Raw genomic sequence first — 21,273 nt, 5'->3', positions numbered from 1 at the left:
GCAAGACATGCCATTCAAAATCCGATAGGGAGAATGCATGAAAAATCTCATCCTGATAGCACTTGGTGGAGGGGCAGGAGCGGTTTGTCGACATCTGGTTTCAATGGCCGGACTTCGTCTTCTAGGCCCTTCATTTCCGTGGGGCACTGTCACCGTAAACATTCTTGGTTCATTGCTGATGGGGATCTTTGTTGAGGTTCTTGCTCAGCGACTGAATGCTTCTTCTGAGCTGCGTTATCTGATCGCGACGGGTTTCCTTGGCGGTTTCACTACCTTCTCAACCTTCTCGCTGGATGTCGCTGTGTTGTGGGAACGCGGAGAACCTATTGCAACCGCCGCTTATGTGTTGGTCTCGCTTGTTCTTTCCGTTTCAGCCTTGTTTGCAGGTCTTTATCTCACACGGCAGGTTCTCGCCTAATTTGCAAGTTGCCCGCAAAAACTCATAGAAACTTGATGGTTTTTCGTTTTTAGGGGCTGAATCTGCGTGAAAGACTTGCATGTTTTGCCTTCAGCTGCCAAATGAGCGCCAACGGATTTATTAGGAACGGCTGGCGCACCCTTCGTGCTGCCGCCGCGTTAGAAGTCAGGACCTTCACCCATGAGTGGCTCCCAGAACAAAGCAGCGCCGCAAAACAACGGTGGCAGCCCAGTTAAAATTGAGATGCGCCGCGTTGATGCCGACGAAGCAGGCATGCGTCTTGATCGCTGGTTTAAAGAAAACTTCCCGGAACTTGGCTTTGGCCGTTTGCAGAAACTGCTGCGCACTAAGCAGGTTCGAGTTGATGGCAAACGTGCCGAAAGCTCTACCCGATTGGAAAAGGGGCAAGAAGTCCGCATTCCACCGCTCGGTGTTGAGCTGGCTGCTGATGACCGCAAGAATGCCAGACCTCGTCCGCGCAAGTTGGTTGACAGTGACCGTGAAGCCATTGAGCAGATGATGCTCTTTGAAGATGCGCATGTGATGGTACTGAATAAACCTGCTGGCCTTGCTGTGCAGGGTGGCTCAGGTTTGACGCGTCACGTGGATGGTATGCTTGACGCCTTCACCAACCAGAAGGGTGATAAGCCGCGTCTGGTGCACCGTCTTGACCGTGAGACCTCCGGTATTTTGCTGGTTGCGAAGACCCGCCGTGCAGCTCAGGAGCTGACAAAGGCATTTCGTCATCGCAACACGCGTAAAATCTACTGGGCGATGGTTGCTGGCGTACCAAAGCCGCGTCAGGGTCGTATCTCGACCTATCTGGCGCGTGATGAAGGTGAAGAGCGCATGCGTGTTGCCCGTCATGGTGATGATGAAGCACAGCACGCAGTCAGCCTTTACAATGTGGTTGAACAGTCCGGTCAGAAGCTTTCCTGGGTATCACTGAAGCCTGTAACAGGCCGTACGCACCAGCTGCGTGCCCATGCCGCGCATATTGGTTGCCCTATCGTCGGTGATCCAAAGTACTTCAATATCAAGAACTGGGAGCTGCCCGGTGGCATCCAGAACAAGCTGCACTTGCTAGCTCGTCGGATTATGATTCCGCATCCGTCAGGTAATGGTGTGATTGATGTTTCTGCTCCGCTGCCATCGCATATGCAGCAAACCTGGAACTTGCTTGGTATGGATGTGAAGGACTATGATCCGGATATCAATGAACCAGAATAAGTAATAGCAAAGTTACGGGCTGATCTTCATGTATCTCATTGTGTTTGATTGCGACGGCACGCTTGCGGATAGCCAAGACAATATCATGATTGGTTTTACTGCAGCGTATCGGTTTGTCGATCTGCCTATGCCATCGCGAGATGAAATTCTTGCAACGGTTGGTCTGACACTGGATGTGGCGTTTGAGCAATTGCTGGGGCGGAATGACCCGGACTTGATTGAGCAGATGGTCAAGGGATACCAGCAGATCGTTTGGGAAATGCGTTCCAAAGGGCGTGATTATGATCCTCTTTATGAGGGGGCGATTGACGCTTTGCGAGAGTTGGATAGCCGGGAGGATGTGCTTCTTGGTATCGCAACAGGCAAGCATTCCCGCGGTATGAAACACCTGATCAGCTTGCATGAGCTGGAAGGGCTTTTTACCACCATGCAGACAGCAGATGTTGCACCCTCCAAGCCGAATCCAGGTATGATTTTTCAGGCGATGAGCGAAACTGGTGTTGATCTGGAAAACACGATTATGATTGGTGACACGACTTTTGATATGCACATGGCGCGCAATGCAGGTGTGAAATCTGTCGGAGTTACATGGGGTTATCACAGCGCTGAAGATGTGAAGAGCGCTGGAGCCACCTATGTTATCAATCAGTTTAAGGAACTCATTCCGGTGCTTAGTGAGCACTTCAAATGGAATAAGGAAGTTGCATAATGCGTGACATTTTTGAGCAGATTGCAGATGACATTGCAAAAGGGCCTGTTGATGCTGTTCAGGCTGCACGTGAGCACACCAAACGGAACTTACCGAAACGCTTTTATGAGCGTGTGAGCGTTGAGCTGAAAGATGACGTCTTCGCTGTTTTGCTGGATGGACGCTTTATTAAAACACCCGGTCGCAATGCGCTGGTGTTTAAGGATGAAGTGATTGCTGAAGGCGTGGCTGCCGAATGGGAGCTGCAGGAAGAAGAGATTGATCCGGCGACGATGCCGCTGACGCGCATCGCCCATTCTGCGATTGATGCCGTTGAAGACAAGTTTGCGGAAGTTGCAGACGAGATCACACGGTATGCCGGAAATGATCATTTGTGTTACCGCGCAGCTTCCCCTGCAGAATTGGTCACTCGCCAGAAAAATCAGTGGGACCCAGTCTTGGATTGGGCGGAGAAGTTGTTTGCTGGTCGCTTCAAGCTCGTTGAAGGGATTATGCATGTCGCGCAAGATGAGGCGGTGACAACAGCCTATCGTGCGCAACTGGGCAAATATGATGCGCTTCAGTTAACTGCGATCCATACAGTGACGTCCATTAGCGGTTCTGCTTTGCTGGCGCTAGCGCTGGCTGAAAAAGCTTTTGAGGCGGATGTTGTCTGGTCTGCAGCTCATGTTGATGAAGATTGGAACATTGAGCAGTGGGGGCAGGATGAAGAGGCTGCTCGTATTCGTCGTTTCAAAAACGACGAGTTCAACGCAGCAGTGCTTATTCTCGTTGGAGCACCAGAAGAAAGCTAAGGCTTATTCTTTGCGAAGTTGTCTTAAGGCGCGGCTTTTGGCTGCGCTTTTTTGTTGGTGTTGTGGCTTCTCCTGATATCGTAGAAAGAAATCAATAGTTTGTAGTATGTGGGCAAGTGAATTTCATTTGCCGTGTTACCATCGAATCTGTTGAACTATGCACTCTTGCTGCACATATGAGTTCAGGGCTTTCGTAATAACGAAAACATCGCCAAATACTGCCCTAATCAAGAATATTGAGGAATTCCGCCGATGAAACATAATGAGAAAGTTATTGAGCGGCTTAACGAAGCTCTGAAACTGGAGCTTGGTGCCGTCAACCAGTACTGGCTGCATTACCGCCTGCTGGATGATTGGGGTTTTGGAAAGTTGGCGCAGAAAGAGCGCGAAGAATCCGTTGAAGAGATGCAACATGCTGACAAGCTGATTGAGCGCATTCTCTTCCTTGGTGGTCATCCAAACTTGCAGACTGTTGGCGCTTTGAAGATAGGCACCAATCTTAAGGAAGTTCTGGAAGCGGATCTTGCTGGTGAACATGAAGCTCGCACCTCTTATAAGAAGAGCCGTGAGATTTGTGATGCTGAAGGTGATTACGTCACCATGAAGCTGTTTGATGATCTACTGGCTGATGAAGAAGGTCACATTGACTTCCTTGAAACTCAGCTGGATCTCCTTGAGAAGATTGGTGAACAGCACTACGGCGCGTTGAATGCAAACTCGGCTGATGCTGGCGAATAAGTTCGCCTAACCGTTTGTTTTGATTAGAAAGAGCTGTCCTGTTGGGCGGCTCTTTTTTGTTGGGTTAAAGTTGTTTGTTTCAGACTAGCGCTTCATTAGGAACGATAGGTGATTTGGGTTGGCGGCGGGTTAGGCTGATCTATGTTTACTGGATCAAAGCTCGTTTTAGGGTCGGTTCAAAACGAGTTGTGTTTCACCTGCATTCCCTAAGGAGCAGTGCTTGCGCTGAGAACTCATGAGAGCAAAAGACGGTGTCATTGAACGTTTGAACAAAGCCATTTCCATGGAACTTGGAGCTGTCAATCAATACTGGGTGCATTTCAGACTTCTTGAAGATTGGGGTTACACCAAACTCGCAAAGAAAGAGCGGGCTGAATCGATTGAAGAAATGCATCATGCGGATCGGTTGGTGGAAAGAGTTGTCTTTTTGGAAGGTCACCCAAACCTGCAGCATATCACGCCCTTGCGCATCGGTTCCTCAGTGAAGGAAGTGCTGGAAGCTGATCTGGCAGGGGAGCGTGAAGCGATTGTGTATTACAGCGAATCTCGAGTGTTCTGTGAGCAGCAAGGTGACTTCGTGACAATGGCTCTCTTTGACAGTTTACTGGCAGATGAAGAAGGCCATTGTGATTTCCTTGAGACTCAATTGGAGCTTCTTGAGAAAATAGGCGAAGAAAAATATGGATTGCTCAATGCTGGCAGTGCTGATGAGGCAGAGTGAGTTTTAGCTGTCAAAGCATCAAAGAATGCTTGGTTTCCCAAGGGTTATTGGTTGTTGGGTTGAGGCAGTAATCAGTTGCATTGCATGAGGCTTCTCAATCCAACGGCTTACTAGTTTTTGTGCGTAGGGGCGTGCTAGGAGATAACTCAGTTAGATTGGGAGCTGAGATATCTGATGAAGGAAGTTCTAGCTGAATTAGAAAAAAGACGTGATGAAGCGCGGCTTGGTGGGGGACAGCGCCGAATTGATGCGCAGCACAAACGCGGAAAACTCACCGCACGAGAGCGCATTGAAATTCTGCTAGATGAAGGTTCCTTCGAAGAATTCGATATGTTCAAGCAACACCGCTGTACCGAGTTTGGTATGGAGGAAACGCACTTTCCGGGGGATGGTGTTGTTGCTGGTTGGGGAACCATCAACGGCCGTACCGTTTACCTCTTCTCGAAAGACTTCACTGTGTTTGGCGGATCGCTGTCTGAGACACACGCCGAGAAGATCATGAAGATCCAGGATATGGCGCTGCAGAATCGTGCACCGATCATCGGGATCTTTGATGCAGGTGGTGCTCGTATTCAGGAAGGTGTTGCTGCGCTCGGTGGATACGGTGAAGTGTTCTGGCGTAACATTCAGGCATCTGGTGTTATTCCGCAGATTTCTGTGATTATGGGTCCATGTGCTGGTGGTGATGTGTATTCACCTGCCATGACCGATTTCATCTTTATGGTGCGCGATACCTCCTACATGTTCGTCACTGGTCCTGATGTTGTGAAAACAGTGACCAATGAGACTGTGACGGCTGAGGAACTGGGCGGCGCGAGCATTCACACGACCAAATCTTCCATCGCCGATGGTGCGTTTGACAATGATGTGGAAGCGTTGCTGCAGATTCGTCGTTTGGTGGATTACCTGCCGATGAACAATCAGGCTCCGCTGCCTGAACTTTCCGTTTATGATGATCCATCTCGTTTGGATGAGAGCCTCAATACGCTGGTTCCGGATAATCCGAATAAACCGTATGATATGCGAGAACTGATCCTGAAGACTGTCGATGAGCAGGACTTCTTTGAGATTCAGGAAAGCTTTGCCGGAAACATTATCACTGGCTTTGGCCGCGTCGAAGGGCGCACAGTTGGTATTGTCGCCAACCAGCCAATGGTTCTTGCGGGTGTTCTGGACAGTGATGCAAGCCGGAAGGCTGCGCGTTTTGTTCGTTTCTGTGACTGCTTCAACATTCCGCTGGTAACCTTCGTGGATGTTCCGGGCTTCTTGCCAGGGACTGCGCAGGAATATGGCGGGTTGATCAAGCATGGCGCAAAGCTGCTGTTTGCTTATGGTGAAGCGACTGTTCCGAAAATCACAGTGATCACGCGTAAAGCTTATGGCGGCGCGTATGATGTGATGAGCTCCAAACACATTCGTGGTGATATGAATTATGCGTGGCCATCTGCTGAGATTGCTGTGATGGGTGCAAAGGGTGCCGTTGAAATCCTCTATCGCAATGAGCTGGGTGATTCCGAGAAGATTGCTGAGCGCACCAAGGATTATGAAGACCGGTTTGCGAACCCGTTTGTTGCTGCGGAGCGTGGCTACATTGATGAGGTGATCATGCCGCAGTCTACACGGATGCGCATTTCGAGAGCACTTGCGATGTTGCGGACTAAGAACCAGCAGATGCCTTGGCGCAAACACGACAACATCCCGCTCTAAGAATTGTTGTCTGATCGAACGAAACATCAAAAAACCCGGCCTTCACATGAAGGCCGGGTTTTTTGATGGGAAGGGAGACTAACTTGGGGCGAGTTAGGTCTTATCTTTCGTCGTTTTCGACCACGCAGGTGTAACCAATGAGGGAGTGGTTGGAGTCTTTTGTCACAACGTAGGCGCGCTGTGTTTCTTCGCTTGGGCTACAGTAAGAGCCATTTGCTACGTAACGGTCATAAAGGCCAGGACCTGTGGAGAGAACGATCGCACCTTTTTCTTGCACCAGAGACTTTACCTGAGACCCTGTGAGGTCAGTTGTATTGGTGCGTGGAGCGTTCATAGCCTGAGCAACAGAAGCAACAGAGACAAGGCTGAGGACGGAAAGGGTCAGAGCGATCTTTTTCATTTGTTTAGCTTTCGGTTTCTTAATTCTTTTGGGAAATGGGGGAGGGAAAGACTAGGAGGCAAAGCCTTTCCCTGGAGCGTGATGATGGGGGACGTGCGTCTAACTTGGGGCGAGTTAGATTTTAGTTGTTTTTGTTGTCAACTACGCAGGTGTAACCAATGAGGGAATGGTTGGAGTCTTTGGTCACAACATAGGCGCGCTCTGTTTCTTCATGTGTTGCGCAGTAGGAAGCGTTTGCAACGTAGCGGTCGTAAAGACCTGGGCCGGTTGCGAGGACGATTGCACCTTTGTCCTGTACGAGTGATTTTGCCTGAGAGGCAGTCAGGTCACCGGTATTCACCAGAGCAGCCTGAGCGATGGAAGCAGCAGATACGAGGCCGAGTACGGATAGGGTCAGAGCGATCTTTTTCATTGGTCTTACTTTCGATTTTTAATTTGTGTCATTTGGGGAGGGAAAGACTGGGGAGGAACAGTCTTTCCCTAAGAAGTTGATGGGGGGAGGCTCTCTAACTTGAGGCGGATTAGAGGCTTAGTTATCTCTGTTTTCGACGACGCAGGTGTAACCGATGAGGGAGCTGTTGGAGTCTTTGGTTACGACGTAAGCGCGCTGAGTTTCTTCGTGTGAAGCACAGTAAGAAGCGTTTGCAACGTAGCGGTCGTAAAGACCTGGGCCGGTTGCGAGGACGATTGCGCCTTTGTCCTGTACGAGTGATTTTGCCTGGGAGGCAGTCAGGTCACCGGTGTTCACCAGAGCAGCCTGAGCGATAGAAGCAGCAGATACGAGGCCAAGTACGGATAGGGTCAGAGCGATCTTTTTCATTTGTTTTACTTTCAGTTCTAGTCATTTTCAGAGCGAAAGACCGGGAGGAGCAGTCTTTCTGATGGGGTTTTGCCGATGTTGGTTGTTACTTCGGCGTGTCTTTTCAATTTAGACTGATACAAGGCAACTCCGTGCCGCCTTATATCTTGTGTTTTGTAGTTATCTTGTTTTTCTTCAAGCTTATTTTTGTTGTATGCTTTGTTTTTTGATGTTTGTGGTTTGTTGTTGTTCGTTGATGATTGTATGTTTACTGGAAATTTTTGAGTAAGATGTGTTTTGGAACACAAAATTTTCTTTTCGCAACTTTGAATTTAAGCCGGTAACGAACTCGTGTCTTCGTGTTCTTGGGGATTACTTGCCTGTCTGTGATCAAGCTCACACTTTTGCTTGATGGTGGTGCAGAAAGGAGTTCTCAACCGCCTGTTGGTCATGCCGAACGGGCAAGGTGAGTTTCGCAGGATGTGGATGAAGGATTCGAATGTGGGTAACTGCAGCTGCGTTTTATGGTGCAACTGCAGTGTATTTGCGTGAAACGTGGATCTTCAAAGGGCTCAGTCGAAGATATCGGAGCCGAATGGTCCTTCGCCGCTGTTGTAACCCGGCTCACATGAATAGCCGATGAAGCAGCGCTTCTGGTCTTTTGTGGGGACCCAGCGGCTCATCAAGCGTTCGTAAGGCTGGCAGAACTGAAGGCCCGCGACGAAACGGTCGTAGGTACGAACGCCAGTGCTTAATACAATGCCGCCAGCACGCTGTACGACGGAGCGGGCTTCAAGACAGGACATTTGCCGTGTATCAGGGCGTGCGTGCGCTGTGGTGGAAACCATGAGAGCCAGAGTGCTCGAAAGAACGAGCAGTGTTGATATCCGCATAGTCTCCTCCCTTATTACTGGTTCTGCCGTGTGCGTGGTGAACAGCGATAACCGATCTGGCAGGAGTTGTTGTCTTTGGTCTGGGCCCACTCTCTGCGAAGCACTTCGTTGTGCAGGCAATATCTGATGTTGCTCACAAAGCGCTCATAGGTTCGCGGGCCTGTGGTCAGGACGATGCCTCCACGACTGTCGACCAGTTGCTTTGCCTGCTCGCATGTCAGGGCCCTCGCATCTGGACGTGCTTGAGCATTGGCTGAGGCTACCCACAACAGAGTTATGAGACTACTGGCAATAATGGTGGTGGAGGCACTACGCATGGGATCAGTTGCCTTACAATGCAGATGTTGATGCTGGCGTGAACGCCGCAGTTCCATATGTTTTGAAGGCAATAGCTCAAAAGTGCGAGTATCAAGGTGAGCGGTGGTTAGCCGGTTCTAAAGAAGATGCCGTTGATTTAACTTTTTGCTGCAGGTCGTGCACGTGTGACTTCTACGCCAAACCCGCCTGTATGAACCGGCACCGGGGCAGAGGGTTTATTCACTTTCACAGTGATCTTGGAGATTCGCTGATCCATCGCGAAAACGGCCTCACAAATAGCTCCGGCAAGACGTTCCAGCAGGTTGAAGCGGGAGTTGGTCACAACATCCTCGACAGTTTTCGCAAGGGTGCCGTAGCAGATGGTGTCTTCGTAATCATCTGAAACAGTTGCCTTTTCAAAATCCGCCCAACAGGTCAGATCAATGATAAAGCGTTGGCCCAATTTAGCTTCTTCATCATGGAGACCATGGAATGCATAGAAAGACAGGCCTTCCAGAAAAATCTTGTTTTCATTCATTGTTTGGCTCCTGAGAACTTTCCGACTGTTGGAAAACTGTGTTGCCAGAGGTGAGCGCGAAACTCAACGCATTTTAAGTGATAATGCTCTGTATTCGGGTGAAGCCCCGTCAAAACTTAGATGCTTTGTGCATCCATTGCCCCTACGAAAGTGCGATGGTTCTTCGCCCAATTGTGAGGTTGCGGAAGTGCGTAGAGATGCCTACAACCCTGCACTGTAAATAAAGAAGGTGTGTATGTGGGATGGGCATGTTTTCAAAGATTCTGATCGCAAACCGTGGGGAAATCGCTTGCCGTGTTATCAAAACGGCAAAAACGATGGGGATCAAAACGGTTGCTGTTTACTCTGATGCGGACCGAGATGCGCTTCATGTGGAGATGGCTGATGAGGCCGTACACATTGGTGAACCGGCTGCAGCGAAATCATACCTTGTGATCGACAAGATTATTGAAGCATGTAAGCAGACCGGTGCTGAGGCTGTGCATCCAGGTTATGGCTTTCTTTCCGAACGCGCAGAATTCTGTGAGCGTTTGAAGCAGGAAGGCATTGTCTTTATCGGCCCTAATCCAAAAGCGATTGAGGTGATGGGAGATAAGATCACCTCCAAGCGATTTGCGGCTGAAGCTGATGTTTCCACTGTACCTGGATATATGGGGCTGATTGAAAGCCCTGAAGATGCCAAGCGGATTGCCTCTGAGGTTGGTTACCCGGTGATGATTAAAGCCTCCGCTGGTGGCGGTGGTAAAGGCATGCGTATTGCCTGGAATGATGAAGAGGCCATGGATGGCTTCGAGCGCGCAAAGTCTGAAGCTATCAGCTCCTTTGGCGATGATCGTATCTTCATCGAGAAGTTTATTGAGAACCCGCGCCATATTGAAATTCAGGTGCTGGGCGATAAACACGGCAATGCTGTTTATCTGGGTGAGCGCGAATGCTCTATTCAGCGTCGTAACCAGAAGGTGATTGAAGAAGCGCCTTCTCCATTGTTGGATGAAGAAACTCGTCGCAAGATGGGCGAGCAGGCGGTAGCGCTGGCCAAGGCTGTTGACTATGATAGCGCGGGTACAGTTGAGTTTGTAGCTGGACAGGACAAGAGCTTCTTCTTTCTTGAGATGAACACCCGCCTTCAGGTGGAGCATCCGGTAACTGAATTGATCACTGGTGTGGACCTTGTTGAGCAGATGATCCGAGTTGCCGCTGGCGAAGAGCTTTCTTTGAAGCAGGATGAGGTCAAGCTGAATGGCTGGTCTGTTGAAAGCCGTATCTATGCTGAGGATCCGTACCGCAACTTCCTGCCATCCATTGGCCGCCTGACGCGCTATCGTCCGCCTGCAGAAGGTGATCACGGCGCTTATGTGGTGCGTAATGATACTGGCGTGGTGGAAGGCTCTGAAATCTCCATGTTCTACGATCCGATGATCGCAAAACTGGTGACCTATGCGCCGACACGAGCTGAAGCGATTGAAGGCATGAGCACTGCGCTGGATGAGTTTCAGGTGGATGGTATCCAGCACAACGTGCCGTTTCTTGCATCTCTCATGAAGCATCCGCGCTGGCGTTCTGGTCAGTTGGCAACCGGCTTTATTGCTGATGAGTATCCTGATGGGTTTGAACCAGCTACACCTGATGCAGAGGCCCGTAATGTGTTGGCGTCTGTTGCGCTTTCCATGCACCTGATTGAGCGTGAGCGTCTGGATCACTTGCCGGGTCGCCTGCGTCCGCATCATGGAGGTGTACGCCGTGAGTGGGGTGTTTTGATCAATGGTGAGAAGCTGGATGCTGAGTTGATTGAAGGCATGGCGGCAACACCACTTGATATTGATGTGTGTGTTGAGGGTGGTGCTCGCGAACGCGTTGCGTCCTCCTGGGTTCCGGGCGATATGCTTTGGAAAGGTCACGTTGGTGATCGTGCTGTAAGTGCCCAAGTGCGGTCTGTTGAGAATGGCTACCAGCTGGACTGGCAAGGCTATTCTGTTGTTGCCAAGGTGATGACGCCTCGCAACGCTGAACTTGCTGCATTGATGCCAGAGAAGGTTGCACCGGATACATCCAACCTGTTGCTTTGCCCAATGCCGGGCCTTGTTGTTTCTCTTCATGTAGAAGAGGGGCAGGACGTGAAAGCTGGAGAGCAGCTGGCCATTGTTGAAGCCATGAAAATGGAAAATGTACTTCGGGCCGAACGTGATTGTGTGGTAAGCGCTATCAAGGCTGCTCCGGGTGACAGTCTGGCAGTTGATGCTGTTATCATGGAATTTGAATAAGGAGTTGGTGCGAAGCCAATTCCTATGTTGAGGATTTGGCTTTGCGCACTCTGCTTTTTGATCTGGATGGAACGCTGACAGACCCTTTTGTCGGCATTGTAACGAGCGTTCAATACGCGCTGGAAAAGCTTGGCCGCGAGGTTCCTCCTGCTGAAGATCTTGCCTTTGTCATCGGGCCGCCTCTCACAGAAACCTATCGCCAACTTCTGAATACGGAAGATGAAGAGCTGATCCTTGAGGGGATTCGCCTTTATCGCGAGCGCTTCACCACTGTTGGGCTTTATGAAAACGTGCGTTATGACGGGATCATTGAGCTGCTGCAGGCTGCTAAGGATCGCGGAGATCGCTTGTTTGTTTGCACATCCAAACCTTGGGTTTATGCGAAAAAGATTGTCGCGCATTTTGAGATGGATGGTTTTTTTGAGAAAACCTATGGCTGCGAGCTTGATATGACCCGTGGCAACAAGGTGGACCTTTTGGCCTATCTGTTGGAACAAGAAAATCTGGACGCCTCTCAGTGTCTTATGATTGGTGACCGCAAGCACGACATTATCGCAGCGAAGGAAAATGGCGTCCGCTCCGTTGGTGTGCTTTGGGGCTATGGCTCTGAAAGTGAGCTTGCAGATTGCGGAGCTGATACAGTGGTTGCTTCGCGTGAAGAGCTTGCCGCTCACCTTGCTGACAGTCTTGTCGCCTGACCTTCTTTGTAATGAGTTGAATTGATGCCGATTTATTTCGCTTATGGCCGCCTGATGAACCCGAAAACCATGGCAAGCCGTTGCCCGCAAGCCAAAGCGCTGGGGCCAGCTTCCATGGATGGCTATCGCTTTATCGTGACGTCTGAAGGTGTTCCTTCCATGGTGAAAGCGCCGGGGAAGCGTGTTCACGGTGTTCTGTGGGATTGCCGCATCGGGGAAGTTACAATTGTGGATGGCGCTGAAGCGCTTTTCCGCAAGGGTCTGGACAAGGTCTTTCTTCCGGTTCGCAGCGGTGGGCAGAATAAGTCTGCCATTATGTATATGAGCCGCACTGTGCGGACGGGGAAGCCTCATGTTAAAGCGTGGGAAGGTATTCTGGAAGCTGCAGAACACTGGGATTTCCCCGAGACATACCGTGAGGAACTGCGCCAATGGGATCTGCGATAGCAGCTCTCCTGGCATCAAGTTGCGAGGCTGCCTTCGAGTGACAGTCCGTTCACAAATGTGTTTTCAGTTAGACTGAAAGACAACTCGCAATTTCCTGAGAATCTGTTAGAAATCAGGTCTCCCAATGATGGGAGATAATTCTCAGGGCGGGGTGTAATTCCCTACCGGTGGTGATGGGCCTTCGAGCCATAAGTCCGCGAGCGCCTTCCATATTCAGGAAGGGTCAGCAGATCCGGTGAGAACCCGGAACCGACGGTTATAGTCCGGATGAAAGAGAATGTAGGTGAGGGGTGCTTTGAAGAGCACTGTTGGCTTGCGCGTCCTGATTCAATGAAACGTGGCTGTTGTTGGCCCTTTGGATCAGAAAGATTTCTTATGTTTATTCTGTTTTTATCTCGTGAATTTGAGGTGCGTGCATGAGCTCAACACGCAGTTCTACTCGTGCGTCCGCAGCTGTTGTGGGCGCAAGCTGGATGGTTTTTGCCGGTGCTGCTTTTGCTATCACCAACTCTGCCATACAGTATCTGACGATGGTGCAGGGGCTGAGTTCTACCAGTGCAACCTTCTGGCAATACCTGATCTCGCTTGTTGCGATGCTGCCGGTGATCTGGCGCATTGGTGTTGACGGGCTGCACACAGAACAGCTGGCGCTGCATATCTTCCGCGTCTTTCTGGCAGCATTGGGCGTTCAGTTCTGGGTAGCCGGTTTGGCGAATGGTGTGCCGATCTGGCAGGCGATTGCGCTTTTGATGACCTCTCCGTTCTTCGTGACTATTGGAGCGGCGTTGTTCTTGCGTGAGACCGCAAGCAGGCAGCGCTGGGCGGCGACAGCGGTTGGCTTTGTGGGCGGCATGATTATCCTGAGTCCTTGGGATGATGCCTTTCAGCTGGTTGCTTTCCTGCCGATTATCGCAGCTTTACTGTGGGGTTCTTCTATTCTTTGTATGAAGAAGCTGGAAGAACGTGAGAGCCCGCAATCTGTTACGCTCTATCTTCTTCTGCTGCTGACACCAGTTAATTTCGTCCTGGCTTTCCTGGCTCCGGGTGGTTTGGCAATGCCAGTTGGCATGAGTATGTGGTGGTTGATTATTCTGGCGGGGCTTTTGGGGGCGATTGCGCAAGGCTCATTGGCTATGGCCTATGAGAAGGTCGATGCAGCTTATCTGCAGCCGTTTGATCATCTCAAGCTGCCGCTTAATGTGCTTTGTGGATTCCTTATTTTCGGCTGGGTACCACCGGGCAACTTGTGGCTTGGGGCTGCGCTGATCATTGGCGCATCGCTCTATACTGTGCATGTGGAGCGCAAACAGAACTAATTGAAAAGCCCGGTCTAATTGCCGGGCTTTTTCTTTGTATGAGCTGTTAGTTGAACCAGACCGCAAATGAACCGAAGTTTCGGCCCATTGGGCGCGTTATGGTGCGCATGAAATCTCCTTCCCAAACAGGGCCTTGTTCCACATAGTCAACGGAGTTTGGTCCGGTGATGAAGAGCACAAGGTCGAAGGTCTTTGCGGTCTCGAAGAAGGTCTTCATGTTGATCCCGCCTTCAAACACCATGGATGGAATCAGAAGCTCGCCGGTCAACACCTGTTCGGAGGCTTTGACGGCTTCCAGCCAGCTGTCGATGGTCTCTTGCGTGACAGGGAGGGCTTGAAAGGGGCTGGTCTGATTGGGATTTGGCAACCATTCGTTGTCGTCATCCGTTTCTTTTTGAATGAGATCCCATGTCTCGTAGTTCAGCTGCATCACCTGCAAGAGGTTCTGGCGCGTTGCTTTTAGGCGATCAGGGTTCTGCACAGTCCAGTTGATGGAATGCAGGAAGTTGATTGGGGTGGCGAAGGAGCCAAATCCGCGCTCGTTGTCTGCTTTGCCCATGTCTTCTAACTGCTGGCCGTAGGTGGTTGCAGATGCGCCGAAGACACTATGGAAGGTGAGGTCGTAGGTGTTCTCATAGTCAAAGGTGAGTAGGAAATTGCCCATCGACATGAGTAGGTTAGAGTACCCCTGTAGCCACTTTGCGTCCGCCCGATCGAAGGTAATAGGAAACGTTGTTGTATCATCCTCAAGCTGAAACGGGCTTCTTCTGGAAAGGCCTGAGAGAATTGTGGCGAGGTTTTCGTGGGGTTCCACGGTTCCGCTGTTGTCTGCATCTAAGTTGATCTTCAAAAGGTCTACCGTGAGCTTTACTGGTTGCTCTGATATCCCATTCAAAGTTTCATTTGCCTGTTCCAGCTGAGACACGAAGTTCTCCAGCATTTCCCTTGTCTTGTTGTAGGTAACGGGTTCTGGCGTTGGGTTTGGGGCAACCGGGATTCTGAAGACGGGGAGGATCGACCTCAGGCTTCTGTTTGGGGATGTGTTTCCGGCGCCATATTTGTATAGGTCCTGTTGAATGCCTTGGAGGGCATTGAGAAACTGCAGGGCGCCCAATGCGAGCTTTGCCTGATTGTTTTCCGGATTCTGCTTAGTGTTGCTTACAAAAGAAGCGATGCCGGTTTCATAATCAGCCATTTCTATGATCTCGTTGAACTGACTGGTGAAATTGATCTGAGCAAAGCTCTGAACTGGTAGAAAAATCATGACTGCGGAGAATGAAAGAGCAGTCAGGCGGGATTTGAGAAAATTCATAAAGTCTCTCCTAAAGGGCTACCTATTAGATATAGGAGTTGATGTTTTTTTTATGGCTTGCAATCTAAGGCTGTGGCGAGGCTGAGCTGTGTTGCCAACTTCGTCCTCTGAATCGAGAAAAGTTTTATCTGTGAAGCCTTTAAGTGCATCGGGAGATACCAATGAAAACCAAACACTTTTCCATTACGGGATTGGTGCAGGGTGTTGGATATCGTGCGTGGCTTTATAAAAAGGCCGGAATGCTCGGTGTTTCCGGCTGGTGCAAGAACAATGCTGATGGATCGGTAGAGGCAGTTGTCACCGGTGATCCGGAGAAAGTGGATGCCCTGTTGATGGCTGTTCAGCAGGGGCCCGTCGGGGCACAAGTTGAAGCGGTGACACTGCTGGCGGATGCCCCTGACGAGAAGGGGTCTTTCCGCATTGAATACTAGTTATCCACTCTCAGGCTTTTAAACGAGGCCGGACGGACCAAAGGTTTCTGTGGCTCCGAAGATCTCTTCGAATTGCTCTCGCAAGATGATATCCACCTCTGGCATTGTGAGTGGAAGACCGAGATCCACAAAGCTGGTGACACCATGTTTTTGCACGCCGCAGGGGACAATGCCGGTGAAGTGCTCCAGGTCCGGGTCTACATTCAGTGAGATACCGTGGAAGGTTACCCACTTGCGCAGGCGAATGCCGATGGCGGCAATCTTATCCTCGACGTCTTTGCCTTTTTCGGGACGCTGAACCCAGACGCCAACACGATCTTCTCGTCGTTCTCCGCGGACGTGATGCTGCCACAGGGTGTCGATGAGCCATTTTTCCAGCGCTGCGACGAAGGCGCGAACGTCTTGCTGGCGGCGCTTCAAATCGAGCATAACATAAGCAACACGTTGTCCCGGACCGTGATAAGTATACTGCCCTCCGCGGCCTGTTTCATAAACCGGGAAGCGGTCTTTGGCGATCAGGTCGACTGGATCAGCGCTTGTGCCTGCTGTGTAGAGGGGCGGGTGTTCCAAAAGCCAGACGCGTTCATTCGCTTCGCCAGCTGCGATTGCGGCAACGCGGTCTTCCATTTCCTTCTGGGCAACTTCGTATGGCACGAGATCGTCGTCGATCACCCACTCAACAGGGGGAGATCCCTCTAGGGGGAAGAAGTCTGTTTTAAGGGTTTGACGATCGGCCATGTTGTTATCCCAAAATGATCTGCGGATTTCGGTTAGTTGGTTTGCCCTAATGAGATGTAAGCGTCTACACTAAAAATAACAGGGCACCAACTCACAGAGACGAGACGGGTGCATTTTATTCCCTCAGATGGAGGCAGACAGAGATGAACAGGTTTGATGATATCTCCGTCGACATATCAGTAGTGCTGGGCAAATCTGAAATGCCAGTGCACCAATTGTTGCGCATGGGGCGTGGTGCGGTGATTGAGCTGGACACCCATGAAGCTGATGATGTTACGATTTTGGCAAACAGTACACCTGTTGCTGAAGGGCAGGTGACTGTGGTTGGCGATAAAGTTGGCATTGTCATCACAAAGGTATTGCAGCGCGCTGTGGATATGCGACCTGTAAACATGGAAGATCGCATCTGAAATATCTGGTGCAGTGGATAAGTGCCCGTCTAAAAGAGGTTTTTTCGATTTTTTTCCTCTGCGCTGTGAATTTTTGAAAAAGGGTACTTGCGCAGGTTCGAGGGGTTGGCTATATCACCGCTCACCAGCCGACGGGGCGAGGCCAACGAGCCAAACAAACCGGAGGCAAGCCAAGGTTTTGCGGCCGTGGCGGAATTGGTAGACGCGCAGCGTTGAGGTCGCTGTGGGGTAACACCCGTGGAAGTTCGAGTCTTCTCGGCCGCACCAACCGGCGCTTTGCTAAGTGATTGATATTACTTAGCAAAGCGCCGTTTTTGTTTTTGCGGGTTTACTAAACCGCACTTTTTGCCCTACAAATTGCCCTACATTTGCAAATTGGGGGTTTTATGCAGGGGTCAGACAAATACCTAAAGTTGCGAGGTAGTCGCTGGTACTACGTCAGGCGCGTGCCTAAAAAGGTTGCGCATTTAGACCAACGCGGCAAAATTGAACTCTCTCTTGAAACATCATCCTTAGAAGAAGCCTGTGCGCGGCGCGATGCGCTTGCAGAAGCTGACCGGCTTTACTGGTTATCTCTGCATGGCGGTGGTGAAGCTGTGCTGGATGTTGCTGATGCGAACTATAAGGCGGCGCAACATCGTGCGCTTGCGCTTGGTTTTGTGTTTAAGCCTGCCTATGAGCTGGAAGCGGCCCCCGTGGTGGATGTGGTGGCGCGTGCATTGGCGTTGGTACGGCGGCCTGAGGCTGGTTTGCAATCTGATGCGCAGGCATTGCTTGGTACTGCCAAACGCCCTTCTGTGGCGGTTTCTAAGGCCATGGAAGTCTATTTGGCTGAGATTGCACCAGATGAGCAAAAGGGCATGAGTGCAGCTCAGAAGAAAAGTTATGAAAAAGTCAAAAACCGGGCTGTGAGCAACTTCATCAAGATTGTTGGCGATAAAGATCTGGAAGAGGTGACCCGTGAGGATGCCTTGCAGTTTTTCAACTGGTGGCAAGATCGTGTGACTGGCAAGGGAGGGGAAAGGCCGCTTTCCGGCAATTCCGCCAATCGCGATGTTGGCAATATGCGCAAGCTCTACAGTGCCTATTTTGAGAGGGTCGGGGAGGAGGAGCGAGAGAATCCTTTCAGAAACCTCAATTTCCGCAGTCCCAAAGCCTTGCGGCAGGATGTGCCGCCTTTTCCTGCCTCGTGGATACAGCAGAAAATTCTTGAACCTGGGGCTCTGGCCTCGCTGAATAGAGATGCAGCGCTGATTGTGTTTGCGTGCATTGAAACCGGTTGCCGTCCTTCTGAGCTTTGCAATATTTCTGCACAGCAGATCCATCTGGAAGCCAAGGTGCCTTATATCTCCATCAAGTTTAAGCCGGATCGTGCCATTAAGACGGAATCCAGCGTGCGCGATATTCCTCTGGTGGGTGTATCTTATGAAGCGATGAGGCGGGCACCTGAGGGTTTTCCTCGCTATGTGGACAAGGAAAACAACTTTTCTGCAACGGCTATGAAGGCTTTCCGGCGGGCGGGTTTGCTGCCTTCTGATAACCACCGGATCTATTCTCTGCGCCATGCCTTTGAAACCCGCATGAAAGAAACCAGGCTGGATTATGAGCTGCGTTGCCTGTTGATGGGGCACGCTATTGATCGGCCGGAATATGGGGACGGTGGGTCTATGGGTTATCGGGCAGGGGAGCTGCGGAAGATCGAGCTTGGGTTTTCTATGGAGGTGTTTAAGGGCTTGAAGGAAAAGTAGTACCAGTTCTTGTCAGTAGGATTAAGTCTTAAGAATAGCTTGTTGAGCCCATGGTCGACATTGACGTAACTATTTCATCTCATAGGTGCGGCTCGGCCTATCAGGAGAAGCCATCAATGTATTTGGAGCAACTGGGCATCCATCTATTGAAGTAAGTGGACCAAAAAGTGGTAACTTAAACTTTCCTCTTTCAGTTATTTGCCTCCGATGTAGTCTTGAATTTTCTGTTTCGTCTGAAGACAGGGGCCCGAGACCAAGCTCTCGGAAAATAGATGCAAGTTGCTACACGTGGCTATAATCCTAAACCGTGAACTTGTGCCATTCCTTCATTACCGTTCTTGAGTAATGTCTTTAATGAACGCCCGTAAATCTCCGGCTCATTCATAGGTAGTTCCATTGCTGGGCCTAGCATAGAACCGTAAGCATGCTCTTCACCCGAATAGCTCCGGCTGACTATGCCTCGGATAACCGCTCCCTTGGCACCGAAAATAGGCGCTCCGCTCATTTTACCAGGGACACGAGCGTTGAAATCAAAGCAGGGGCCGGGTGTCGGTACTTCTTTGGCTACGTGATTTTGAGGAAATGTCTGCAGAATATTTCCAACGGTAACGTAGAGATCAAATCGAATGCTGGTGTCCATGATCCGGCTAGTATACGGATCTATTTCGATATCAGGCATTTCCGCGTATCCAAGTGCATATGCCTCCTCATTCGGGACAAACGGGTTTAATGACATGTTCAATGGCTGGTGAGCTTGACCACTAGGCATTTCTGGGATTTTACACACTGCTACGTCGGTTGAGTGCTCCCATCGGTCTGCTTCAGACAACAGTGGGCTTTGTTTCCACTTGCCCCAAGCCCACATCTTTTCAATGGGAAAAAAACGAACTGCTTTGTGAAAGTGCATTCCTATTCCTTGTGTCCAATAAAGGATGAGGACGCCAAAATTGAGGTCATCCCGCAGCTTTACCTGCTGCCCCTCTCGGTAAGCACCATAGCCGGCTTCTAACGGATCAAGTAAAACGTGTGCGGCAGTGATCAGGTAACCTGTACAGCTTATGATAGATGCGGTCCCAATGCACTTGATTGCATTCTCGCCTTCCAGCCATGCCACGACAGGAACAATGCTTTGCTGCATTAAGAAGTCTGCAGTGCCAAAAAGCGACATTGCATCATCAAAACGACAGTTCGGTCTATCGGTCAGAAGCTCTACATCTCCACGTAAAAGAAAATATTGCTCATCGCCACCAGTTTCAGATGAAAGTGTTAACCCCTTCATGCTGCTCATCGCCCACCTTCCGTCCGGGCGGCGCACCCATAGTGATTTTAATGCCTCGAGTGGAAATCTTATTGCCATTTCGTTTTCCTATAAGATCATGTCATTGGCATTTTACTCAGCAGCGGTTATTGACTGATATGTACATTTTAAATTGCTTTTGGTTGATGGGTATACTTAAGATGAGTATTCGTAAACGGTTTGATCAATTTCTAACTCCTGAAGCAGAAAGTTCTCACAACAGCCTTTTCACCCTGTTTGTTTTTGCCGCAAGCATTCTAGCCGTTGTTTTTTTAACCGCATGTATCATTGCCTTTCTAGGCAAAGATGCTGGTTCTTTTGGAGATTTTTTCGGTGGCGTTGTAAATCCTCTTTTGACGTTTCTGACTTTTATGGGATTGTTGCTAACAATAGTCCTTCAGCAAGCCGAGCTTAGAGAAACTCGGAGCGAACTAAAACGGTCAGCGACCGCATTAGAAAGTCAGCTAAAAGCTACAGATCGTCAGAACTTTGAGTCAACATTTTTCCAAATGTTAACTCTGCACAATACTATCGTAAATTCGATCGACCTCTATTACAGCAAGCGACCAACTAGCAAAGAGACGAAAGGGCGTGATTGCTTTAAGCAATTTTTTGAAAATTTCCGCGATGAGTATCATAACTCCTCCGCTTTATACGAGAAGGAGAACGAGAAAGATCACCTTCAACACGCCTACGATAATTTCTGGGTAGACCGTCAGCAGGACCTAGCTCATTACTATCGATACCTCTACAATGTACTACGTTTTGTTTATGATTATGAAGGCATTGAGGATAAGGTCCCTTACGTAAAGTTGCTCCGGGCGCAGCTATCGGACTACGAACTAGTTTTGCTTTTCTATACTGCTTTGAATAAGCACGGTATCAACTATTGGGTATACATTCATAAGTATCAATTGCTCGATAATTTACTGCCAGCTTTGCTAATCGATCCAACTCATAAAAACCTATATTCGCGGCGATCTTTCGGGGAGCCCAAACGACCGAGACCAACAAGTTGGCCTCCTTCACTGCTCGCGCAGGAGTATGATGAGAAAAAGGGGCAAGGTAAAAAGTCGATCCAAAACTCGCAAAAAAATGTGATCTCGCCACATGTAGACTATGTGGAATAAGGCAGAAACGCATGCATTTATCTCAATGACAATTGATGCGATGCAAAGCCATGGTTCACAGGTTGCACAGCAAAAGACCTTTTCCGCTCTTGGTACAGGAAGCGACCTCTGGCGTGTTCCCCATCGAAGCCTTATGGACAGATCGGTTAATTTGAATAAGGGAGTGTTTTGGCTCATGATCATGAGATTAGGAGTGAACAATGGGGCACAACACACGGACCGCCAGCGCTGCAGCTGAGAA

The 21,273-nt window shown here is 49.9% G+C and carries 24 protein-coding genes, 1 tRNA gene and 1 riboswitch; of the genes, 16 read left to right on the top strand and 9 right to left on the bottom strand.

Annotation, left to right across the window (positions count from 1 at the left end):
* The first annotated feature begins 37 nt into the window (after window positions 1–37).
* The 7 genes from crcB (at window position 38) to PsAD46_RS21610 (ending at window position 6,317) form a co-directional block, all read left to right on the top strand.
* A complete protein-coding gene (gene crcB, locus PsAD46_RS21640) occupies window positions 38–418 on the top strand; it encodes a fluoride efflux transporter CrcB (RefSeq protein ID WP_063289470.1) in 381 nt (126 codons plus the stop codon).
* 180 nt (window positions 419–598) lie between these two features.
* Window positions 599–1,648 carry an RluA family pseudouridine synthase gene (locus tag PsAD46_RS21635; protein ID WP_063292669.1) on the top strand — a complete coding sequence of 350 codons (1,050 nt, stop codon included), beginning with the start codon at window positions 599–601 and terminating at the stop codon, window positions 1,646–1,648.
* A gap of 28 nt (window positions 1,649–1,676) precedes the next feature.
* Entirely contained in the window at window positions 1,677–2,357 is a 681-nt protein-coding gene (locus PsAD46_RS21630; RefSeq protein WP_057463411.1) for an HAD-IA family hydrolase, read from the top strand.
* Window positions 2,357–3,151 (top strand): ATP12 family protein, encoded by a 795-nt coding sequence (locus PsAD46_RS21625; RefSeq protein ID WP_063307856.1) that lies wholly within the window; start codon window positions 2,357–2,359, stop codon window positions 3,149–3,151. Before PsAD46_RS21630 ends, PsAD46_RS21625 begins: the two co-directional genes overlap by 1 nt.
* Window positions 3,152–3,403: 252 nt before the next feature.
* The gene (bfr, locus tag PsAD46_RS21620) at window positions 3,404–3,889 is read left to right on the top strand and encodes a bacterioferritin (RefSeq protein ID WP_063297923.1); all 486 of its coding nucleotides are present in this window, start codon (window positions 3,404–3,406) and stop codon (window positions 3,887–3,889) included.
* 235 nt (window positions 3,890–4,124) lie between these two features.
* A complete protein-coding gene (bfr, locus tag PsAD46_RS21615) occupies window positions 4,125–4,610 on the top strand; it encodes a bacterioferritin (protein ID WP_063307855.1) in 486 nt (161 codons plus the stop codon).
* Window positions 4,611–4,784: 174 nt separating this feature from the next.
* Window positions 4,785–6,317, top strand: a complete 1,533-nt coding sequence (locus tag PsAD46_RS21610; RefSeq protein ID WP_057463407.1) for an acyl-CoA carboxylase subunit beta — start codon at window positions 4,785–4,787, stop codon at window positions 6,315–6,317.
* 100 nt (window positions 6,318–6,417) lie between these two features.
* On the opposite strand, the gene PsAD46_RS21605 is transcribed toward PsAD46_RS21610, so the two are convergent.
* The 6 genes from PsAD46_RS21605 to folB form a co-directional block, all read right to left on the bottom strand.
* Window positions 6,418–6,717, bottom strand: a complete 300-nt coding sequence (locus PsAD46_RS21605; RefSeq protein ID WP_063292666.1) for a hypothetical protein — start codon at window positions 6,715–6,717, stop codon at window positions 6,418–6,420.
* A gap of 121 nt (window positions 6,718–6,838) precedes the next feature.
* Window positions 6,839–7,129, bottom strand: a complete 291-nt coding sequence (locus PsAD46_RS21600; RefSeq protein ID WP_057463405.1) for a hypothetical protein — start codon at window positions 7,127–7,129, stop codon at window positions 6,839–6,841.
* A gap of 117 nt (window positions 7,130–7,246) precedes the next feature.
* Window positions 7,247–7,537, bottom strand: a complete 291-nt coding sequence (locus PsAD46_RS21595; protein WP_057463404.1) for a hypothetical protein — start codon at window positions 7,535–7,537, stop codon at window positions 7,247–7,249.
* 551 nt (window positions 7,538–8,088) lie between these two features.
* Window positions 8,089–8,409, bottom strand: a complete 321-nt coding sequence (locus tag PsAD46_RS21590) for a hypothetical protein (RefSeq protein ID WP_063289463.1) — start codon at window positions 8,407–8,409, stop codon at window positions 8,089–8,091.
* Window positions 8,410–8,423: 14 nt separating this feature from the next.
* Window positions 8,424–8,726, bottom strand: a complete 303-nt coding sequence (locus PsAD46_RS21585; protein WP_063292819.1) for a hypothetical protein — start codon at window positions 8,724–8,726, stop codon at window positions 8,424–8,426.
* Window positions 8,727–8,863: 137 nt separating this feature from the next.
* Window positions 8,864–9,244: a dihydroneopterin aldolase gene (gene folB, locus PsAD46_RS21580; RefSeq protein WP_063289462.1), complete on the bottom strand. Its 381-nt coding sequence runs from the start codon at window positions 9,242–9,244 to the stop codon at window positions 8,864–8,866.
* 248 nt (window positions 9,245–9,492) lie between these two features.
* Between folB and PsAD46_RS21575 the strand changes: the two genes are divergently transcribed.
* The 4 genes from PsAD46_RS21575 to PsAD46_RS21560 all read left to right on the top strand — a co-directional run bounded on the left by PsAD46_RS21575 (window position 9,493) and on the right by PsAD46_RS21560 (window position 13,966).
* Window positions 9,493–11,505, top strand: coding sequence for an acetyl/propionyl/methylcrotonyl-CoA carboxylase subunit alpha (locus PsAD46_RS21575; protein WP_063307872.1), 2,013 nt, complete (start codon window positions 9,493–9,495; stop codon window positions 11,503–11,505).
* 41 nt (window positions 11,506–11,546) lie between these two features.
* Complete coding sequence (locus PsAD46_RS21570; protein WP_063292665.1) at window positions 11,547–12,203, top strand: HAD hydrolase-like protein; 657 nt, start codon at window positions 11,547–11,549, stop codon at window positions 12,201–12,203.
* Between the two features lie 24 nt (window positions 12,204–12,227).
* Window positions 12,228–12,650: a gamma-glutamylcyclotransferase family protein gene (locus PsAD46_RS21565; protein WP_063292664.1), complete on the top strand. Its 423-nt coding sequence runs from the start codon at window positions 12,228–12,230 to the stop codon at window positions 12,648–12,650.
* A 133-nt stretch (window positions 12,651–12,783) separates the two neighbouring features.
* A riboswitch (FMN riboswitch) is annotated at window positions 12,784–12,933 on the top strand.
* Window positions 12,934–13,066: 133 nt separating this feature from the next.
* On the top strand, window positions 13,067–13,966 hold the full coding sequence (locus tag PsAD46_RS21560) for a DMT family transporter (protein ID WP_063292663.1): 900 nt from the start codon (window positions 13,067–13,069) through the stop codon (window positions 13,964–13,966).
* 46 nt (window positions 13,967–14,012) lie between these two features.
* Here PsAD46_RS21560 and PsAD46_RS21555 read toward each other — a convergent pair whose 3' ends face one another.
* Entirely contained in the window at window positions 14,013–15,278 is a 1,266-nt protein-coding gene (locus tag PsAD46_RS21555; protein WP_063292662.1) for a hypothetical protein, read from the bottom strand.
* 161 nt (window positions 15,279–15,439) lie between these two features.
* Between PsAD46_RS21555 and PsAD46_RS21550 the strand changes: the two genes are divergently transcribed.
* Window positions 15,440–15,709 carry an acylphosphatase gene (locus PsAD46_RS21550; protein WP_057463397.1) on the top strand — a complete coding sequence of 90 codons (270 nt, stop codon included), beginning with the start codon at window positions 15,440–15,442 and terminating at the stop codon, window positions 15,707–15,709.
* An 18-nt stretch (window positions 15,710–15,727) separates the two neighbouring features.
* On the opposite strand, the gene lipB is transcribed toward PsAD46_RS21550, so the two are convergent.
* Window positions 15,728–16,447: a lipoyl(octanoyl) transferase LipB gene (gene lipB / locus PsAD46_RS21545; RefSeq protein ID WP_063307854.1), complete on the bottom strand. Its 720-nt coding sequence runs from the start codon at window positions 16,445–16,447 to the stop codon at window positions 15,728–15,730.
* 143 nt (window positions 16,448–16,590) lie between these two features.
* On the opposite strand from lipB, the gene PsAD46_RS21540 reads away from it, so the two are divergent.
* The 3 genes from PsAD46_RS21540 (at window position 16,591) to PsAD46_RS21530 (ending at window position 18,605) form a co-directional block, all read left to right on the top strand.
* Window positions 16,591–16,857 carry a FliM/FliN family flagellar motor switch protein gene (locus PsAD46_RS21540; protein ID WP_063289457.1) on the top strand — a complete coding sequence of 89 codons (267 nt, stop codon included), beginning with the start codon at window positions 16,591–16,593 and terminating at the stop codon, window positions 16,855–16,857.
* 180 nt (window positions 16,858–17,037) lie between these two features.
* Window positions 17,038–17,124, top strand: a tRNA-Leu gene (locus PsAD46_RS21535).
* A 119-nt stretch (window positions 17,125–17,243) separates the two neighbouring features.
* Window positions 17,244–18,605: a DUF6538 domain-containing protein gene (locus PsAD46_RS21530; RefSeq protein WP_084404506.1), complete on the top strand. Its 1,362-nt coding sequence runs from the start codon at window positions 17,244–17,246 to the stop codon at window positions 18,603–18,605.
* Window positions 18,606–18,897: 292 nt separating this feature from the next.
* On the opposite strand, the gene PsAD46_RS21525 is transcribed toward PsAD46_RS21530, so the two are convergent.
* The gene (locus tag PsAD46_RS21525; protein ID WP_206599642.1) at window positions 18,898–19,962 is read right to left on the bottom strand and encodes a trypsin-like peptidase domain-containing protein; all 1,065 of its coding nucleotides are present in this window, start codon (window positions 19,960–19,962) and stop codon (window positions 18,898–18,900) included.
* 101 nt (window positions 19,963–20,063) lie between these two features.
* On the opposite strand from PsAD46_RS21525, the gene PsAD46_RS21520 reads away from it, so the two are divergent.
* On the top strand, window positions 20,064–21,032 hold the full coding sequence (locus PsAD46_RS21520; protein WP_063292816.1) for a putative phage abortive infection protein: 969 nt from the start codon (window positions 20,064–20,066) through the stop codon (window positions 21,030–21,032).
* Window positions 21,033–21,273: the final 241 nt, after the last annotated feature.

It is taken from the genome of Pseudovibrio sp. Ad46 (assembly GCF_001623065.1).
In the GTDB taxonomy this organism is placed as follows: Bacteria; Pseudomonadota; Alphaproteobacteria; order Rhizobiales; family Stappiaceae; genus Pseudovibrio.
The sequence above is the reverse complement of the archived record's forward strand: the minus strand, read 5'-3'. Positions and strand labels throughout refer to the sequence as shown.

Bases quoted from the DNA above. Each gene is read 5' to 3' on its own strand.
- crcB (WP_063289470.1), top strand. From the start codon at position 38: ATGAAAAATCTCATCCTGATAGCACTTGGTGGAGGGGCAGGAGCGGTT.
- PsAD46_RS21635 (WP_063292669.1), top strand. From the start codon at position 599: ATGAGTGGCTCCCAGAACAAAGCAGCGCCGCAAAACAACGGTGGCAGC.
- PsAD46_RS21630 (WP_057463411.1), top strand. From the start codon at position 1,677: ATGTATCTCATTGTGTTTGATTGCGACGGCACGCTTGCGGATAGCCAA.
- PsAD46_RS21625 (WP_063307856.1), top strand. From the start codon at position 2,357: ATGCGTGACATTTTTGAGCAGATTGCAGATGACATTGCAAAAGGGCCT.
- bfr (WP_063297923.1), top strand. From the start codon at position 3,404: ATGAAACATAATGAGAAAGTTATTGAGCGGCTTAACGAAGCTCTGAAA.
- bfr (WP_063307855.1), top strand. From the start codon at position 4,125: ATGAGAGCAAAAGACGGTGTCATTGAACGTTTGAACAAAGCCATTTCC.
- PsAD46_RS21610 (WP_057463407.1), top strand. From the start codon at position 4,785: ATGAAGGAAGTTCTAGCTGAATTAGAAAAAAGACGTGATGAAGCGCGG.
- PsAD46_RS21605 (WP_063292666.1), bottom strand. From the start codon at position 6,717: ATGAAAAAGATCGCTCTGACCCTTTCCGTCCTCAGCCTTGTCTCTGTT.
- PsAD46_RS21600 (WP_057463405.1), bottom strand. From the start codon at position 7,129: ATGAAAAAGATCGCTCTGACCCTATCCGTACTCGGCCTCGTATCTGCT.
- PsAD46_RS21595 (WP_057463404.1), bottom strand. From the start codon at position 7,537: ATGAAAAAGATCGCTCTGACCCTATCCGTACTTGGCCTCGTATCTGCT.
- PsAD46_RS21590 (WP_063289463.1), bottom strand. From the start codon at position 8,409: ATGCGGATATCAACACTGCTCGTTCTTTCGAGCACTCTGGCTCTCATG.
- PsAD46_RS21585 (WP_063292819.1), bottom strand. From the start codon at position 8,726: ATGCGTAGTGCCTCCACCACCATTATTGCCAGTAGTCTCATAACTCTG.
- folB (WP_063289462.1), bottom strand. From the start codon at position 9,244: ATGAATGAAAACAAGATTTTTCTGGAAGGCCTGTCTTTCTATGCATTC.
- PsAD46_RS21575 (WP_063307872.1), top strand. From the start codon at position 9,493: ATGTTTTCAAAGATTCTGATCGCAAACCGTGGGGAAATCGCTTGCCGT.
- PsAD46_RS21565 (WP_063292664.1), top strand. From the start codon at position 12,228: ATGCCGATTTATTTCGCTTATGGCCGCCTGATGAACCCGAAAACCATG.
- PsAD46_RS21560 (WP_063292663.1), top strand. From the start codon at position 13,067: ATGAGCTCAACACGCAGTTCTACTCGTGCGTCCGCAGCTGTTGTGGGC.
- PsAD46_RS21555 (WP_063292662.1), bottom strand. From the start codon at position 15,278: ATGAATTTTCTCAAATCCCGCCTGACTGCTCTTTCATTCTCCGCAGTC.
- PsAD46_RS21550 (WP_057463397.1), top strand. From the start codon at position 15,440: ATGAAAACCAAACACTTTTCCATTACGGGATTGGTGCAGGGTGTTGGA.
- lipB (WP_063307854.1), bottom strand. From the start codon at position 16,447: ATGGCCGATCGTCAAACCCTTAAAACAGACTTCTTCCCCCTAGAGGGA.
- PsAD46_RS21540 (WP_063289457.1), top strand. From the start codon at position 16,591: ATGAACAGGTTTGATGATATCTCCGTCGACATATCAGTAGTGCTGGGC.
- PsAD46_RS21530 (WP_084404506.1), top strand. From the start codon at position 17,244: ATGCAGGGGTCAGACAAATACCTAAAGTTGCGAGGTAGTCGCTGGTAC.
- PsAD46_RS21525 (WP_206599642.1), bottom strand. From the start codon at position 19,962: ATGGCAATAAGATTTCCACTCGAGGCATTAAAATCACTATGGGTGCGC.
- PsAD46_RS21520 (WP_063292816.1), top strand. From the start codon at position 20,064: ATGAGTATTCGTAAACGGTTTGATCAATTTCTAACTCCTGAAGCAGAA.